The 16,507-nt window shown below is 72.5% G+C and carries 16 protein-coding genes; 5 read left to right on the top strand and 11 right to left on the bottom strand.

The genetic code is table 11. The features are described from left to right. Positions 1-117: 117 nt before the first annotated feature. The 7 genes from AB0M95_RS34710 to AB0M95_RS34680 all read right to left on the bottom strand — a co-directional run bounded on the left by AB0M95_RS34710 (position 118) and on the right by AB0M95_RS34680 (position 7,704). The gene (locus AB0M95_RS34710; RefSeq protein WP_363774032.1) at positions 118-726 is read right to left on the bottom strand and encodes a hypothetical protein; all 609 of its coding nucleotides are present in this window, start codon (positions 724-726) and stop codon (positions 118-120) included. Then, the gene (locus AB0M95_RS34705; protein WP_363774029.1) at positions 723-1,769 is read right to left on the bottom strand and encodes a PASTA domain-containing protein; all 1,047 of its coding nucleotides are present in this window, start codon (positions 1,767-1,769) and stop codon (positions 723-725) included. The genes AB0M95_RS34710 and AB0M95_RS34705 overlap by 4 nt, the downstream gene beginning before the upstream one ends. A 207-nt stretch (positions 1,770-1,976) precedes the next feature. Continuing rightward, positions 1,977-3,128, bottom strand: coding sequence for a hypothetical protein (locus AB0M95_RS34700; protein WP_363774026.1), 1,152 nt, complete (start codon positions 3,126-3,128; stop codon positions 1,977-1,979). Beyond that, the gene (locus AB0M95_RS34695; RefSeq protein ID WP_363774023.1) at positions 3,125-5,008 is read right to left on the bottom strand and encodes a protein phosphatase 2C domain-containing protein; all 1,884 of its coding nucleotides are present in this window, start codon (positions 5,006-5,008) and stop codon (positions 3,125-3,127) included. Before AB0M95_RS34695 ends, AB0M95_RS34700 begins: the two co-directional genes overlap by 4 nt. After that, positions 5,008-5,673, bottom strand: coding sequence for a vWA domain-containing protein (locus AB0M95_RS34690; RefSeq protein WP_363774020.1), 666 nt, complete (start codon positions 5,671-5,673; stop codon positions 5,008-5,010). Before AB0M95_RS34690 ends, AB0M95_RS34695 begins: the two co-directional genes overlap by 1 nt. Positions 5,674-5,950: 277 nt before the next feature. Next, entirely contained in the window at positions 5,951-6,103 is a 153-nt protein-coding gene (locus AB0M95_RS34685; RefSeq protein ID WP_363774017.1) for a hypothetical protein, read from the bottom strand. Between the two features lie 359 nt (positions 6,104-6,462). Further along, a complete protein-coding gene (locus AB0M95_RS34680) occupies positions 6,463-7,704 on the bottom strand; it encodes an NAD(P)/FAD-dependent oxidoreductase (RefSeq protein WP_363774014.1) in 1,242 nt (413 codons plus the stop codon). A gap of 192 nt (positions 7,705-7,896) precedes the next feature. Here AB0M95_RS34680 and AB0M95_RS34675 point away from each other — a divergent pair, with 192 nt between their 5' ends. From AB0M95_RS34675 to AB0M95_RS34660, 4 genes are all read left to right on the top strand, one after another. Continuing rightward, positions 7,897-8,331 (top strand): pyridoxamine 5'-phosphate oxidase family protein, encoded by a 435-nt coding sequence (locus tag AB0M95_RS34675; protein WP_363774012.1) that lies wholly within the window; start codon positions 7,897-7,899, stop codon positions 8,329-8,331. A 461-nt stretch (positions 8,332-8,792) separates the two neighbouring features. Next, complete coding sequence (locus AB0M95_RS34670; protein ID WP_363774010.1) at positions 8,793-9,020, top strand: hypothetical protein; 228 nt, start codon at positions 8,793-8,795, stop codon at positions 9,018-9,020. After that, complete coding sequence (locus AB0M95_RS34665) at positions 9,017-10,045, top strand: hypothetical protein (protein WP_363774008.1); 1,029 nt, start codon at positions 9,017-9,019, stop codon at positions 10,043-10,045. Before AB0M95_RS34670 ends, AB0M95_RS34665 begins: the two co-directional genes overlap by 4 nt. A 310-nt stretch (positions 10,046-10,355) precedes the next feature. Further along, positions 10,356-11,231 carry a putative protein N(5)-glutamine methyltransferase gene (locus AB0M95_RS34660; protein ID WP_363774005.1) on the top strand — a complete coding sequence of 292 codons (876 nt, stop codon included), beginning with the start codon at positions 10,356-10,358 and terminating at the stop codon, positions 11,229-11,231. 49 nt (positions 11,232-11,280) lie between these two features. Here AB0M95_RS34660 and AB0M95_RS34655 read toward each other — a convergent pair whose 3' ends face one another. Further along, a complete protein-coding gene (locus tag AB0M95_RS34655; RefSeq protein ID WP_363774002.1) occupies positions 11,281-12,831 on the bottom strand; it encodes a glycoside hydrolase family 13 protein in 1,551 nt (516 codons plus the stop codon). A gap of 228 nt (positions 12,832-13,059) precedes the next feature. On the opposite strand from AB0M95_RS34655, the gene AB0M95_RS34650 reads away from it, so the two are divergent. Beyond that, positions 13,060-13,749 (top strand): GNAT family N-acetyltransferase, encoded by a 690-nt coding sequence (locus AB0M95_RS34650; RefSeq protein WP_363773999.1) that lies wholly within the window; start codon positions 13,060-13,062, stop codon positions 13,747-13,749. A gap of 51 nt (positions 13,750-13,800) precedes the next feature. Here the strand turns inward: AB0M95_RS34650 and AB0M95_RS34645 are convergent, their stop codons facing one another. From AB0M95_RS34645 to AB0M95_RS34635, 3 genes are read right to left on the bottom strand one after another with little or no spacing between them, the layout of a single operon-like run. Next, positions 13,801-14,574 carry a DUF427 domain-containing protein gene (locus AB0M95_RS34645; protein ID WP_363773996.1) on the bottom strand — a complete coding sequence of 258 codons (774 nt, stop codon included), beginning with the start codon at positions 14,572-14,574 and terminating at the stop codon, positions 13,801-13,803. 3 nt (positions 14,575-14,577) lie between these two features. After that, the gene (locus tag AB0M95_RS34640) at positions 14,578-15,612 is read right to left on the bottom strand and encodes a 2-oxoglutarate and iron-dependent oxygenase domain-containing protein (protein WP_363773993.1); all 1,035 of its coding nucleotides are present in this window, start codon (positions 15,610-15,612) and stop codon (positions 14,578-14,580) included. Beyond that, positions 15,609-16,478 carry an alpha/beta hydrolase gene (locus AB0M95_RS34635; RefSeq protein WP_363773990.1) on the bottom strand — a complete coding sequence of 290 codons (870 nt, stop codon included), beginning with the start codon at positions 16,476-16,478 and terminating at the stop codon, positions 15,609-15,611. Before AB0M95_RS34635 ends, AB0M95_RS34640 begins: the two co-directional genes overlap by 4 nt. Between the last annotated feature and the right edge of the window lie 29 nt (positions 16,479-16,507).

The following is a 16,507-nucleotide window of genomic DNA, read 5'->3' as shown; positions in this document are numbered from 1 at the left end:
AGTGATGGGCGATGTGCGGAAAACGGGGCTAGGTGGGTCTGCAGTAGAGGTGGGGCGTCGTGCCGCCGACGTTATGCCCGGCGCCCTCCGCGGATTCGATGCCGTACGGTGACGCGGTCATGGTCGCGGTGCGTCCGCTCCATAGAGGAGGATCCCGTCACCGAGCCTGAGCTGGAGCGGCATGGTGAGTCTCGCCGTGTTCTGGGCCACAGGAAAGCCCTCGATGCTCCACGTTATGCTCGCCGTGCAGTCGCCCGTGCGCAGGCTCATCAGGCGACCGTTGCGAATGCTCGCCTGGAGCAGGACGATGTCGAACTCCAGGTCGATGCCGAAGTCGACGCGGGCCACGTGCTGGCCCTCGACGTACACGTCGACGTAGGGGGCGTGCTTCGACGTGATCGTGTGTCCGGCCAGCCGCACCATTTCAGTGCTTCCGGGTTGTTCGACGCTCCTGCGTGCGGCCAGCCTCAGTTCCCGGTACCGCTGCCAGCCGCCGAGCAGTACCGCACCCAGGTCGATGCCGCGTAGCAGTTCGCCGCCCGCTTCGGCGACCCTGCCGTTGAGCGCGTCGCGGAAGACCGAGCCCGCCCGCTGGGCGCCGTCCTCGACCCGCTCGAGCGTGCGGCGCGCGTCGAGGACCCGCGACAGCTCCGCCGCCGCGTTCCTCGGGTCCGCGAAGAGCAGGAGATCAGCGGTGCCCGGCTCGGTTTCGATGTGAACTGTCACGATATGACCTCTCTCAGTTCCTGGCGGCCGGGGTCCGCGAACAGCTCCACCCGAATGTCCGGCACCGGGGCGGACGGGGCCGCGCCCGGCGGGGGAGAGCCGGTCAGGCGGATCTCCAGGCGTGGGGCGGGATCGGGGTGCGGATCGCAGTGGATCGACGGCACCTGCTGGGGCTGGGTTTGGGATGGGAACTGGGGATACGGCTTGGTTTGGGACGGGGACTGGAACTGGGCCTGGTGCGGGTCGCTCGTTGGCACGGGACGGCGGGCCCGCAGGGTCCGGGCGACGAGGACGAGGGGGATGGCCAGTCCCACGAGAATGACCCATATGATCCCTGTGGGGACCGGCGGCGAAGAGGAGCCACTGTCGGTCACCGCAGGGCCCGTTTCGCCCCCGTCTCCACCGCCGCCCGGGTTCGGCGGCGGCTCCGTCACCGCCTCCCGTAGTGACACCGTCACGGTCGCGCCCTCGGGGACCTGGCTACCGGCCGCGGGATCCTGACTGCCGATCTCTCCCGTCTCGGGCGAATCGGGATCCACGCGGAGCACCAGGCCGACCTCCGAGAGCCGCCGCCTGGCCGCTGCCGGGCCGAGTCCGATCAGCGGCGGCACGGTCACTTGGGGCGACTTGACGGGTGCAGGAGTGGTGATCTCGGGCGAGGGCGGATTCGGGGAGACCAGGTCTAATCGCACGGTCGTGCCGAAGCTCACCAGTCGGCCCGCGGGCGGATCCTGTCCGGCGACCTTCCAGTCGGCGCTCGCGCTCGCCGGCTGCGGGTCCTTGCCCAGGCCGGCGGCGTCGAGGTCGGTTTCGGCGCGGGCGCGGGAAAGGCCTTGCACATCGGGGACCTTCGGGCCGACCTCGAGGATGACCGTGTAGACCACGTCGTCCGGGATGTTGCCGTTGATGCCCTGGGCCGCCGGCGGGCAGTTCTCCACCACGTAGTCGATGACGTAGGACGTCGAGGTCGGCAGGAGGGTCTCGGGAATCACCTGGACGTCGATGTCCGCGCCCGGCACGCTCAGAAGCGTGTCTTTCGCCACCTGGAGCTCCTGACCCCGTACGTCGGGTGGCTCACAGCCGCCGGGCACGATCGGCGTGGGGGACGGTGGCACCGGGCTTAGGAACACGGCCAATGACACGGCGAGTGTCGAGAGGTGGCGGAACATCGGCTACTCCGCGGGGGATCCGGTCATGACGCCCGGAACACGGCTGGTGCTTGGCATTTGATTCACTCCCCTTGAACGAGGTCACTTACCCAGGGCGATGATGAGGAAGAAGAGAACGATCAGCACGACCCCCGCCACGACCGCCCACTTCACTTTTCCTGCCGAACCTGCCGAACCTGCCGAACCTGCCGAACCTGCCGAGGTGATCGGCACCGAAGGCGTGGCCGGCCCCGGAGGCGTGGCAGTGATCGGGGCCGCCGGTGTCACGGCCGACTCGCCCGTGGGCCAGGGCTTCTTGATGAAGCCGTCCACGTTGACGTAGAGCCGCTCCCCGATGACCATCCTCGGCCACACCGCAGCCGCCTCTCGGAGTCGCTCCCGCACACCGGGCGGCGGCAGGGTACGGCTGCACTCGATGAGCGTGTCGGCGAGGGCCGACGGCATGACCCTCCGCAGGACCACCGGATCCGGCTGCCAGGTTTCGACCGTCTCCTGGACGCAGCGCACCACCGCCCAGGCGAACTTGTAGTAGTCCGAGGTCACGTCGAAGGGCACCCCACGTTGCTCCACCGGAAGCTTCCACTGCTCCGGGTCGACGGGAGGCATCGCGCCCTCGCCCAGGAGCGGCACGCAGGAGTCGCAGTCGAGGAGGTACGCCTTGGGACGCGGATCGATCGTGAAGACGGCGTTGCGCAATTGCAGATCCCCCACCGCGTACCCGTGCTGGTGCAGCCAGGTGACGGTGTCCAGCAGCTCACCGAGCACGGCCAGCTTGTACGGCGGCTCGTAGTACGCCTTCTTCACCTCGTACCGTTGCGCGATCCGCCTCGCACGGTCCGGGCTCCGCGTGAGTTCGTCGAGGTGACGCGGCGTCTCGGTCGTCTCGCCCAAGCCGGAGGTCCGCTGTTCGAACATCGACCCTTCGGCGAGCCTGATCAGTATGCCCTCGGCCCTGGCGGGCGTGCCCACGGCGGCGATCGGCCAGGCGCACCTCTCGTCCAGCACCGCACGCTCCTCGTCCGGGAGCTCTCTGCGCCAGCGGATCATGGAGTGCAGCGCGGTGACGCGCACCTCGTCGGCGGTCTCGGACTTGTACCTCTTGAACAGGTAGGTGCGCTGGTCGGGGGCGATGCAGAGCCGCAGCCCGTCCGTCTGCCCTCCGTCACGGAGCACCGGCCCCTCCCCGGTGAATGTCAGCTCGCCCATGCGGACGATCATCGGAAGATCCGTCATGGTACGGCCGTATCGTGGCGTCCGGCCCAGATCGCGACCACCGTCCGGTCGTCGTCGAAGGTGGAGAGGCGGAAGTCGACCTCCCGGACGAAGTCCACCAGGCTCGGCGGCGTGCGCCATGTCTGGGACAGCCGCTGGGTCAGCGGGGTCCGGCCGCCCGCGACGCCCCCGGCGAAGCCGTCGCTGCTGAGCACCAGCAGGTCACCCGCGCGCCACGAGAACACCTGGACCTGGATGTCGGCGAGGTCGCCCGGGATCGCCGCCGTCACGTTGTCGCCGCCTCCTCCCGCGCCCGCCAACGCCTGCCACTGGCCGCCGGTGACGAGGATGGCCGGGGAGTCGCCGACGGCGGCGCACACGGCTTGCCCCTCTCCCTCCGAAGGGAGGACGGCCACGGTCAGAGTGGTCCCGGGCCGTGCGGAAGGGACGCGTTCGGTATTCGTGCCAGGCCGCGGCGCGCCCAGGGACTCGGTGGTCCGCCGGACCGTGTCGGACACGTAGGCGAACACGGATTTCCAGTCCCAGCTCTGCGGGCGTTCACCGGACCGCAGAGCGGAGTCGATGCCGTCCAGCGCGGCCCTGACAGCGACCGTGGACGCGATCTCCGCGTGGCGCGCGCTGCCCAGGCCGTCGGCCACGACCGCGATGACCCACCGCTCGTCGCTGCTGAGCCGCACGCCGTATGCGTCCTGCCGGGTCTCGCCGCGGAAGCTGTGCGTGCGGCCCCGTACCGTGGCGGCGCGTACTGTCGTGCCCTTGACCAGGCCTCCGTCGAGCGCAAGCCCGGCATCGGCCGAGGTGGTGCTCCAGGGCAGGTGCACGGCGATCCGCCTGGGCTCGGGGCCGACGACCACGCGGGTGTCCTGCGTGGCAGCGGACTGCGGCGCATCGGTTGTCGCCACGTCCGGCTGCCTCCCCCCACGCACGGCGGTCGTCGCGGGACGCCAGCCGAGGCGGTAGAGCGCGGTGAACGCCACCGCCCCGCCCAGCAACAGGGCCAGGATCATCTGTGCCAGAGGGAACCCGGACGACGTCGGCACGTTGTCGCCCGCCCAGTCCCTCGCCACGTCGGCCGGCCTCTTCCCGTTGTTCTTCACCTCGGTGAGCAGACGGTCGACGACCTGCGAGGTGAGCGTGTCCGTCACCTCCTGGAGCACCCGCTCGGCCTCCGGATCCGCCTTGGCGACCTGGTCGCCGGCGAACACGCTCAGCGTCCGGGGGGGCAGGATATCGTCCGGGTCTTCGAGCGGGACGAGGTTCCCCTTCTTCGAGCCGGCCGGGACGATCGCGCCTCCCATGAAACCGGACCGTGTCAGGGCGGCGTCGAAGGCGGCCTGGTCGGCCTGATTGCTGACGGCGAGTCCCCGGTCGGTCAGCGCCCGGTTGAACACACCGAACTCTGGCGGGATCAGGACAGTGACGCGGGCCGTGTCGTTCTGGTACTTCTGCGCGAATTCGGCGATCGTCCGGACGTCCCGCCGCAGCGAGGGGGACACGGCGAGCACCGCGCTGCTCTGGATCGCCGCCCTGCCCACGAGTGTGTGCCCGGGGAGGGCGGTGGGGAGTCGCTGGTCGTCCGGCGTCGACGGGGCCGGCGACGCGGCCGCGAGCACGTCGAGATCGTAGTCGACGGCGACCCGTGCGTCGTCCGGCTGCTTGGCGTAGTCCGCGACCTCGGCCACCTTCTTGGCGACGCCGTCGGCGCCGGCCCGGTCGAGCGCGGCGGCGTAGATCTCGGCGACGAGCTGCTCACGCTCTCCCGCCCGCGCGTTGACGATGATCTGCCGCCCCGAGTCGCCGGACCCGCTGCAGCCCGCGACGGCGAACCCGATGACGAGGGCGGCGACCGCGCTGGTACGGACCCGGCCCGGCGGGCCCATCAGGAGCCTCCGCACGAGAGCCGGCGCATGCCGGCCGGAATCGGGATCACGAAGTCGGAACTCCTGATCGAGCTGCCAATGCTGTCCTGGACCGCCTGGGCTATCGCCGCCACCACCTTGACCGCCTGGATCGACTCGTCCGCGACGTACGCCAACGGGTTGTTCCGGAAGGATGTCGCCACCTGGCAGAGGGTCTGCTCGGTGACCTGGCCGAAGCCCATCGCCGTGATGTGCGGGCGGTGCGGGAACGCGGGGTCGGTCAGCCAGGCACGGGCGGGCAGCCAGACCTCGGCAGGCTGGCGGCCATTTCCGACGAAGGGCTCGCCGTCGGTGATGAAGAAGACCACCGGGGTCTTGAGCTGGTACTGCCCGGCCAGGCGGGCGCAGTCGGCCTGGATGAGGTGCCGCAGGGCCAGGAACACCTGCTCGTAATTGGTCTGACCACCCTTCGGCAGCGCGGGGATGTTGCTCGCGTCACAGGGCCGGGTGAGCGGGAGCACCACGTCGGCCCTGTCATGGAAGGCCACGATGGACACATGCGCGGCCTCGCTCACCCCCGGATCACCGGCCTCGAGCTGAAAGAGCAGCTCCCCGACACAGTTGGAAAGGATGTCGAACGGAGTCTGCCTGCCGTCCTCGCGGGGGGCGTGCATCGAGTGGGACACGTCGCACGTGATGTAGAAGGGAAATGCCCTCGGAAGGGCAAATGCCCTCGGAGGGGCATAATTGTAGACAGGCTCCGGAGAATGCGACACGGTGACTACTCTCCTCAAGATCGCTGACGCGGACGGCCCGAGGCGCGCGATACGGGCCCCCAGGGCGGGCCCCCTCACCCATTAGATACGCCGTGAAGGCCCCGGTATTACTCATTTTCGGGAATTCATAGCCGCGGCACGGTGACAGACTCTGACGACGCCGGTCTGAAAATTACTCAAGTTGAGGTCAGGTGGCGGTGGCAGGGGTGGGGAAGGCGAACATGTCAATGCCGTTCTTGATCAGGAAGAAGTGGACCATCGCGGTGTTGAACTCCAGTCGGCGGCCCGCGGGGACGCTGACGGCGTCGATGCCGTAGCACATTAGATGTCCCTTCATCATGATGCCGCCACTGTGAAATGAAGCCTCTAACTCGCTTCAAGTCGATGACCCGGCCACGCGGTGGAGCTGCACCTGGCCGACGGTGCGAAATCGCGACCTAGAGCGTGTCTGATAAATGATCAAGGTGGGTGCGGTTAGATGATCCCTCGTGGTGAGGCGTGGTGAGCTGACTGATAAGGCCTGGCAGCGGATCGAGCCGCTGTTGTACAGAGCCGAATGCGAGTGCAGGTTCGCAGCCGTCACAGGACGGATACGCCGTTCTATCCGGCGCGAACCTCGCGGCGGTCCTGCTCGCCCTGGCGGCGGCGGCCGCCGCGCACCTGTCATGGCGAAACAGGCGAGGCCCGGGGCCCGCCGCGTCAGCGCGCGTTCGTGAGGGCGCCGGACAGCCAGCGGCGCGCGACCGCGTAGGCCAGGGGGAGGGGGACGGTGCCGGCGCCCAGGCCGACGTCGACCAGGAGGTCGAAGACTTCGCGGCGGCGGGCGGCGGTGGCGATGGCGGCGTCGATGAACCCGGGGGACTGCGCGGCGCGTGACAGCAGGTCGGTGGTGCGCAGGTGGCGTCCGAGGGCGGCTCGCAGGCCACGCCGGTACGCGCGGAGCGGGTCCCCGGGCGCGGTGACGGCCGCCTCGCCCGCCAGCCGACCGGACAGCAGCGCGTAGTAGATGCCCTCACCGGTGAGCGGGTTGATCAGGCCCGCGGCGTCGCCGGCGAGCAGCACGCGGCCCGCGCCCGGCCTCGGCCGCCCGGGGGACAGGGGCAGGTGGTGGGCGCGCAGGTCGCGGGCGGGCAGGTGGGGGAGCAGCTCGGCCAGGCGGCCGTGCAGCACCTGGCGGCCGGGCAGGCCGGTGGCGCGCAGCCGGGGCAGCAGCATGCCGAACCCGACGTTGGCCGTCCCGTCGCCGACCGGGAACGACCAGGCGTACGCGGGCCAGCCGTCCCGCTGCATCGCGATGAACTGCACGTCGTCGTCGGCGGGCACGTCGGCGTACCCGCGTACCGCGATCGCGGTGTGCCGCTCCGGGCTCGGCGGCAGGCCGGCGAGGCGACGGACGACGGAGTTCGCGCCGTCGGCCCCGATGACCACCCGGGCGGCGAGCCCGCTGAAACCGTCCCCGAGGCCAGGGGAACCGCGGCCGTCCCTGGCGGCCGGCGTGTCGTCCGCGGGGCGGGGGCCGTCGGCGGCCGGTGTGCCGTCCAGCACGACGCGGTCGCCTTGGACGTGCAGCGCTCGGACGTTGTGCCTGCGCACCACCACCCCGCGCTCGCGTGCGGCCTCGACCAGGCGGGCGTCGAAGACCATGCGGGGGACGACGTAGTTGGGCCGGGCCACGGTGGCGTGGACGCGCGCACCGCCGGGGGAGATGACCTCCAGGTGCCGGGCCGGGCGGTGGTCGTCGATGAGGTCGGGGACGCCGAGCAGCGCCAGCTCGTCCCGGCCGTGGGCGGCGATGCCGTCGCCGCAGGCCTTGTCGCGAGGGAAGTCCGCCTTGTCCAGCAGGAGCACCCGCGCGTCCGGCCGGAGCCGCTTGGCGCGCAGGGCGGCCGCGGACCCCGCGGGACCGCCTCCGACGATGATCAGATCCCAGACGTCGTCCACGCGGCCCAGCCTCCCACGCCGCGGCCCACCGGGAACGCGCCGCGTGGCGAAGATCACCTCCGCGAACCGGGGAGGCGGGCCGCCGGGCGGGAGAGGGAGTTGTGGGCGCGTCGTGGCCGGGTAGGGCGTCAGAGGACGGGGTTTTCCCAGGCCAGGGCATTGGCCGGGCAGGATGTCGCGGAGGGGGAGCGCATGGACGACCGGAGCGGGGCGCCCGTGCCGGAGGAGATCGGCGCCGAGGAGTGCATGACGCTGATCTCCCCGGGAGGCGTCGGCCGGGTGGGCTTCTGCACGTCGGCGGGGCCGCTGGTGCTCCCCGTCAACTACACGACGCACCAGGGCGGCGTGCTGTTCCGCACCGCGTTCGGCGGCCCGATGGACGAACAGCTCGACACCGGGGTCCGGGGCGTCGAGTTCAAGGTCGCCTTCGAGGTGGATCGGATCGACACGTCGACCCGGGAGGGGTGGAGCGTCCTCGTCCAGGGGGGCGCGCACCGGATCGCCGGCGAGGACGAACTCACGGCCGCCAAGGCCGCCGCCGTCGAACCGTGGGCGGGCGGCGAGCGGCGGCTGTACATCCGGATCGACCCCGTGGAGATCACCGGCCGCCGCATCCGCAACCCCTGAGCCGAACTCACCGAGCGCGGTCACACCGGACGCGCGGGCGGTGGCGGGGTCGCGGGGACCCGGCACCGGTCGAGGGTGGCGTCAGGGCGGGACATGGGCGCGTGCCTGTGGGGAACGGGCCATTCCCTCGCGTTCCCGCCGGTGCCGGGGGCGAACGGGCCGGGGCCTGCTCGCAGCGTGCCGCACCGGGTCCCGTCGTGGCAATGAGCGGGCGCGATCGCGCCGACCCTCAGGCCGGTTCGGTATGACGGTCATCCACCGCAAGGTCCAATTCGAATGGAAGGCGGCCTCTCGTCGCGTCCTCGCCCGAACCCGGCGGCCATGGCCGGGATGGGATGGACGGAAGTCGTCGCAGGCCGCGACTTTCGTCCACGGCGCCGCCACCGGAACGCGACGACGGTCACCGCGCGAGATCCCCGAGCCCGATCCGCGCCCGGGCCCGCGGTTCCTAGCGTCGGAGCATGCGCAAACCCATCCAGTTCGCCGGGCTTTTCATGATCCTCCAGGGCGTCAGCGGGATCATCGACCACCTGTGGGTCCAGCCCTTCTTCGGCGTGGTGCTGAACTTCTTCAACCGCGTCGTCATCCCCCGTGTCGCCTTCCTGTCCGGCCATGAGATCTTCGCGAACCTGATCCTCGCGGCCCTGGGCGTGGTCGTGGTCGTGGCCGCCGAGCGGGCGGGGTCGTGACGGCGGACGGCGGGCCGGCGTGGTGGCGGCGCCTGGCCCCGGCGGCCGGGCTGTTCCTCCTCGCGCCGCTGATCGGCGAGTTCGTCCTCGGCAACGTCCCGCTCTCGGGCATCATCGTGCTGCCCTTCTACGCCCTGCTGTACGGCACCGGCGCGCTGCTGGTCCGGGAGGTGGCGCGCCGGACCGGTGGCGGGTGGCCGTCGATCGTCCTGCTGGCGGCGGCGTACGCGGTGATCGAGGAGGGCCCGGTCGACCAGTTGCTGTGGAACGACTCCTACGCCGGGCACGACTACCTGCACACCGCGTCCTACATCCCCGCGCTGGGGACGAGCGTCGCGGCCGTCCAGACGATCCTGTCGCTGCACACGATCTGGAGCATCTGCGTCCCGATCGCGATCGCCGATGCGTTCGTCCCGCGCCGGGACACCGTCCCGTGGCTGGGCCGCGCCGGCCTCGCCGTCGTCGCCGCGGTGTTCGTCCTCGACGCGGCCCTGGTGTTCTGGGCGACCTACGAGGAAGAGCGCTTCCTCGCCTCGCCGGCGCAGTTCGCGGGCGCGGGGGTCGTCATCGCGGGCCTGGTGGCGGCGGCGCTGCGCCTGCGCCGGCTCCGGCTCGGCCGGGTCGCGGGGGAGGCGCCGCCGGCGTGGGCGGCCGGGGCGGCGGCCCTGGCGGTGACCAGCCTGTGGTGGGGGCCCGCCGTGCTCGTGGCGGACGATCGGTACGAGTGGGCCGGCGTGGCGGTGTGGGGCGCGCTGGTGGTCGCCGGAGCCCTCGTCGTGTCCCGCTGGTCCCGGCGGCGGAGCTGGGGCGCGCGGCACCGCTTCGCACTGGCGGCGGGCGCGGCCCTCACGTACGTGTGGGCCGCGTTCCCGAACGTCCCGGAGGTGGGCGCGGGCACCCCGGCCGAGCAACTGGCCGGAGACGTGGTGTTCGGCGCGGTCACGGTCGTGATCCTCCTGGCGGCGTGGCTCCGGGTACGCGCACACGACCGCGACGCCGCGTTCGGCGGCCGTGACCCCCACTGACCCGCCGCGCCCCAGGACCATCACGCGGCGACCTGCCCGTCGTGGTCCGGCGAGTCGCCGAGACAGCCGGCGGAACCCTCACCATCGAGGACGGCCCGCGCGGCGCCCGATTCGTCCTGCGGGTGCCGCCGGCCCCCGAGATGCGGACGGAGCCCCGGCTCGGGTAATGTGCGTTTCCAGCGACGGACCTACCGGGGAGGTGAGACCCATTACCGCCAGATCAGGCTGGGTGCTCTCGCCTCACGGCCGTGCGGTCCACCGGCAGTAGTCCGGCCCGACGGAGCGCCCATCGGCACTCCGAAGGACTTACATGTCGGTTTCCCCTGCTTCTCTTCCTGAACTTCCCGAGCTTCCCGGACTCCCCGAGCCCTCCGAAGCAGTGATCGTCTCCACGCTCCGGGCCGCCGGCTGCGTCTTCGCCGAGGACGAGGCACGGCTGCTCGTCGAGACGGCCCGCACACCCGCGCACCTGGCCGGCATGGTCGAGCGCCGCGTGGCCGGGCTTCCCCTGGAGCACGTCCTCGGCTGGGCCGAGTTCTGCGGCCTGCGCGTGACCGTCGCCCCCGGCGTTTTCGTCCCCCGCCGCCGCACCGAGCTCCTCGTCACCCAGGCCGTCGAACACGCCCGGCGGGCCGCGTACGCGCCGGGGGCGATCCCGCGGCGGCCGGTGGTCGTCGACCTGTGCTGTGGCACGGGGGCCCTCGGCGTCGCGCTGGCCGCGGCGCTCGGCCCGGTGGAACTGCACGCGGCGGACATCGACCCCGTCGCCGTGGAGTGCGCCCGCCACAACCTCGCCGTCGTGGGCGGGCACGTCCACGCCGGTGACCTGTACGCGCCGCTGCCGGTCACGCTGCGGGGCCGCGTCGACGTCCTGATGGCCAACGCGCCCTACGTCCCGACCGGCGCGGTGGGCCTGCTCCCGTCCGAGGCCCGCGACCACGAGCCGAGGGTCGCGCTGGACGGCGGCGAGGACGGGCTGGACGTCCTGCGGCGGGTGATCGCCGAGGCTCCGGGCTGGCTGGCTCCGGGCGGCGTGCTGCTGGTGGAGACCAGCGAGCGCCAGGCGCCGCTGCTGGCCGAGATGGCCCGGGGCGACGGGCTGGCCGCCCGCGTCGTGGAGGACGACGAGATGGACGCCACCGCCGTCATGTTCGTCCGGCCCGGGGGCCGCCGGACACCAGCTTGAGTCGGCCTCGCCGCGTGGCCGCCCGGGGCGAGGACCGGGCGGCCGGAGGTCAGACCCTGAACCAGGCGGTGGAGGACGGGGCGACCGTGCCCGGCCCGGCGTCGGCCGAGGCGAGGAGCGGCTCGCCCCACGGCACGGCGTACGGCTCGTCGCCGAAGACCGTGACGCTGGCCAGATCGCCCCGCCGGAACGCGACGACGTCCCGGCGATCGGCCGGAATCCACTCCAGCGGCCCGCCGATGCCCCGGCGGATCTCCAGGGCCCGGCGGTGCAGCTCCCAGGTGGACCCGGGCCGGCCGATCTGCGGCTCGATGGCGAACTCACCGAACCAGTCCGGCTGCGGCAGCCACGTCCGTTCCGAGGAGGAGAAGCCGAAGGACGGCCCCGAGGCGGTCCACGGCAGCGGGACGCGGCAGCCGTCGCGCCCGTAGTCGGCCGTGCCCGAGCGCAGCCAGGTCGGGTCCTGGCGGGCCTCGTCCGGCAGGTCGAGCACCTCGGGAAGGCCCGCCTCCTCGCCCTGGTAGAGGTAGACCGAACCCGGCAGGGCCAGCAGCAGCATCATCGCGGCCCGCGCGCGCCGCACCCCGAGGGCGACGTCGACCGTGCCCCGGGGGCGCGTGGGCGGGCCGTCGGTGTAGGAGACCAGGCCGTACCGGCTGACGGTGCGGTGGACGTCGTGGTTGGCCAGCGTCCAGGTGAGGGTCGCGCCGGTGGCGGCGATCTGCTCCAGGCCGCCGCCGATCGAGGTGCGGAACCGGGCGGCGTCCCAGGGGCACAGCAGCAGGTCGAAGTAGAACGCCTGGGGCAGTTCGTCGGGCCGCAGGTAGAGCGCCAGGTCGTCGATCGTGGGCACCCAGACCTCGCCCACCAGCGTGAGGTCGCGGCCGTACCCGTCGGCGATCTTGCGCCAGCGGCGCAGCACGTCGTGCACCTCGGGCTGGTTCTGGGCGAGGATGTTGTACTCCGCGTGGTCCGGCCAGTCGGGCAGGTCGGCGTGCTTGAACATCATGTGCGCGACGTCGATGCGGATGCCGTCCACCCCGCGGTCGAACCAGAACCGCAGCACCTCCTCGAAGTAGGCGGCGACCTCGGGGTTGCGCCAGTTGAAGTCCGGCTGCCCGGCGTCGAAGCTGTGCAGGTACCACTCGTCCCCCGCCTTCGACCAGGCGGGGCCGCCGAAGGCCGACCGCCAGTTGTTCGGCGGCCGGTCGCCGGGACGGAAGATGAACCGCTCTCGGGCCGCGGGGTCGCCCGCGAGCGCCGCCTGGAACCAGGGGTGCGCCGCCGAGCAATGGTTGGGCACCAGGTCCATCAGCACCCTGAGGTCGCGGGCGTGCGCGTCGGCGAGCAGGCGGTCGAAGGCGGGCAGGCCGCCGTACCGGGCGTCGATGTCGGTGTAGTCGGACACGTCGTAGCCGTGGTCGGCGCCCGGCGAGGGATAGATGGGATTGAGCCAGAGCCCGTCCACGCCGAGGTCGCGCAGGTAGCCCAGGCGCAGGCGCAGCCCTTCCAGGTCGCCGACGCCGTCACCGTCGGTGTCGGCGAAGGAGCGCAGGTACACCTGGTAGACGACGGCGTCCTGCCACCACGATCCGTTCACTCGGCCTCCTCGGGAAGTCCTCGGGAAGATGGATGACGTGCCCGCGCGGGACGCGGCCACGGTACGTCCTTGCCCACCCGCCGCCTCCCTGCACGCCCCCGAGTGCGAGGGATGGGACACCACAGATTTGCCCGGGCCCCCGAGACGCCCGCGCGGCGGAGGAATACGGTGACCGTGGCGCGGATTCTCCCTGTTATTCCCGCCGGAATATCGTGGAAAGAGGTTCGGATGCACCCGCTGGACAACCCCGCGTGGGCCTCGCTCACGGGGCCCCACGCGCACTTCGCCGAGCGGCGCGGCAACGCGTTGCGCTACCCGGCCGAGGTCTCCCCGTTCGTGGCGCTGCCGACGACGCCCGAGGTCGCGGACTGGGAGGACATGGCCGCGCTGGCCGGTCCTGGGGGACTTGTCCCGTTCGCGGCCGTCGCGGCCACGCCCCCGGACGGCTGGGAGGTCGTGGACAGCTTGGACGGCGTCCAGTTGTCCGGCGAGGACGTGACCGGCAGGCCGGACCCCGAGGCGGTCGTGCTCGGCCCCGGCGACGTGCCCGACATGCTGGCCCTCGTCGCGCGCACCAAACCCGGCCCTTTCGCCCCGCGCACGTTCGAGATGGGCACGTACCTGGGCATCCGCCGCGACGGCGTGCTGGTGGCGATGGCCGGCGAGCGCCTGCACCCGCCGGGGTGGACGGAGGTCAGCGCCGTGTGCACCGACGAGGCGTTCCGCGGCCAGGGGCTCGGCTCCCGGCTCGTGCTCGCCGTCGCCGCCGGGATCCGGAGCCGCGGGGAGATCCCGTTCCTGCACGCCGCGTCCTTCAACACCACCGCGATCCGCCTGTACCAGGCTCTCGGTTTCCGGCTGCGCCGACCGGCGATGTTCCCCGCCGTGCGCGTGCCCGCCGATGTCCCGGTCGCGTAGACGCACGGCCGCCGCGACGGGCACGGGGCCCGCCGCGGCGGTCATCGGGCGTCAGGACGCGGCCAGGCGCTCGCTGAACACGGTGACCGGCCGGGCGAGCTTCACCCCGTCCACGATGATGTCGACGGCCTCGTTGTAGAAGGCGACGTGGTCCCTGATGCGCGCCGCCGCCGGGATCGGGTCGGGGTACGCCCACGCCACGTCGGGCGGCACGGCCGGTCCCGCGTCGCGTAGCGACCGGTAGGACGCCACGCCCTTGTACGGGCAGCGCGTGTGGCTGCCGGTGGGCTCGAGCAGGTCGAACCGGACGTCCGCCGGCGGGATGTAGTAGCGGATCGGCAGCCCCGTCTCGAACAGCAGCACCGGGGCGCGGGTGTCGGCGACCACCCGGCCCTCGATCTCGACCCGCACGTGGCGCGAGCTCGGGATCGGGTCCACCCGCTTGTACGGGTCGCGGGGGTGGACGAAGATCTCTTCCTCCTCTTCGTACCAGTGGTCGAACACCTCGCCGGAGTCGCCGCGCCACTCGAACGCGAGATGGCCGGGCAGGCCGGGGTACACCCAGGCGGCGTTCGGGACGGTCACGTCCCCGACCGTCAGGTCGAGGTACACCGTGGCGCCCTCGTGGAGGCCGGAGGGCGGGTTCGCGGCGGGACGCAGCAGGTCGGTGCGCACCTCGGCCTCGGGGAAGGCGTACCCGGGCACCGGGCGGCCCGACTCCCACACCAGCACGGGGTGGCGGCTGTCGACGACGGTGACGCCCGCCTTGACGGCCCGGACCCACCGCTCGCTCGGCTCCGAGGTGAACGTGTCGGACACGGGCATGATCTAGGCCTCCGCGAGCTGGGCGACGTAGGGACGGCCTTCCCGCCAGGCCGCGATCTGGTCCGGCCTGCCGAAGACCTGCAGGTACTCCTCGACCTGGCGGCTCGCCTGGTCCCACAGCAGGTAGGGCTCGAAGTCGGAGTCCTCGCCGGCGAAGGGAGGCAGTGGCTCGATCACCGAGTCCAGGCTCGGGTGCCAGAAGACGCCGGTCGAACGCCGGGTCACGGTGCCCCCGGCGACGACGCGGTGGCGGCCGGGACGCAGCCGCCCGTTGGTCCACGCCGTCAGGATGTAACCGGAGAAGACCTGGAGCGCGCCCGGGACGATCGGCACCGGCACCCAGCTCCCGTCGGGCGCCTGGCCCTGCAGCCCGGCGTAGTCGCCGCGCTGGTGCAGGACGGTCAGCGCCGAGCCGTCGGCGTGCTCCAGCAGGAGCAGCTTGTCGGCGTCCGCGACCTCCGAGGCGTCCGCGTTCCCGCCGTAGGTCCAGGTCGGGTAGTCGTTGACGACGAAGCTCGTGTGGTACGGCCGCCCCGACACCGGGAACGTGCTCACCGGCACGTCCAGCACGCGGGCGTACAACGCCAGCACCCGCTCCGCCACCCCGACCGACGCGTCGTGGTAGCGCCTGGCCAGCTCGCGCAGGCCCGGGTCCCCGGCCGGCCAGACGTTCGGGTGGGCGTACAGGGCCGCGTACTCCGGCCGCAGCCCGGCCGCCACCGCCTCCTCGGGCGTCTCGAACTGGCCGATCATGTACCGCTCCAGCTCCAGCCGCCCGAAGTCGTCCGGCCACTGCCGCCACCCCCGGTACGGGTGGCCGGTCGGGCTGGCCAGCTCGGCCTTCCGCTCCCGCGGCAGGGCCAGGATCGCGCCCACGCGGTCGTGGAACTCGTCGATCAGCTCCTCGGGGACGCCGTGGTTGACGACCTGGATGATCCCGACCTGCTCGGCCGCCTCGCGGGCGGAGGCGAGCAGCTCCTCGGGGGCGTCGCCGGAAAGGGCCAGGTCGAGGTCGATGACGGGGATGCGGGCGGTCATGAGGCGCTCCTTCGGGTCGTGTCGATGACGTCGCGTAGGTGTCCGGCGAGTTCGGGTTCGGTGACGGTCACGATGCGGGCCGCCGGGGCGTGGCGCAGGAGTTCCTCCACGGCCGTCTCGCCCGCGCGGGCGCCGGACGGCGGTCGCAGGAGGACGATCGGCACCTCCCGGGCGGCGAGACCGGCGAGCGGCTCCCACAGCGTCTCGTCGTCGGGCGCCGCGCCGGCGCGCGGGTCGTGGCGCCAGGTCCAGGCGCCACCGGGCTCCTCCACGGCCTCGTGCCGGAGGTCGAGGTCCAGGTCGCGCTCGGAGGCGTCCGGCCTGGCCTTGCGCAGCCATTCCAGCGCCTCCTCCCGCGAGGCGAGGCGGTCCGGGACGTCCACGGCGGGCGCGCCGAGGGATCCGGGCAGCGTATCCACCAGGACGAGCGCGCCCACCAGGCCGGGGGAGCGGACGGCCAGCGCGATCGCGGTGAGCGCGCCCAGCCCCTCGCCGAGGACGACCCGGGCCGCGGGGGCGAAGGAGCGGATCGCCTCGGCCACGGCGGGCGCGATCCTGCGCGGCGCGTAGACGCCGGACGCGCGCCGTCCCGACCGGCCGTGGCCGGGCAGGTCCAGGGCCAGGGCGGGCCGGCCGAGGCGCAGCAGCAGCCGGTCGAAGGACCGCGCGCCGCGGCGGGCGTCGTGCAGCAGGACCGCCTCGGGGGGATCCGCGCCCCAGGTGACCCCGCTGACGTGGCCGCCGCTCACGGTGGTGACCCAGCGGCGCTGGACCAGTCGGGGGGCCGGCGCGGGCAGGCCCAGGTCTTCGGCGAGCCCGGGAAGGGCCGCGAACTCGTGGTCGGATACGGGCAGGTTCGAGGACAAAGCGCCTCCAGGGTGTGGTCGGCCGGATG

Origin of the sequence: Sphaerisporangium sp. NPDC051017, from assembly GCF_040683095.1 — a bacterium.
GTDB lineage: Bacteria > Actinomycetota > Actinomycetes > Streptosporangiales > Streptosporangiaceae > Sphaerisporangium.
The sequence above is the reverse complement of the archived record's forward strand: the minus strand, read 5'-3'. Positions and strand labels throughout refer to the sequence as shown.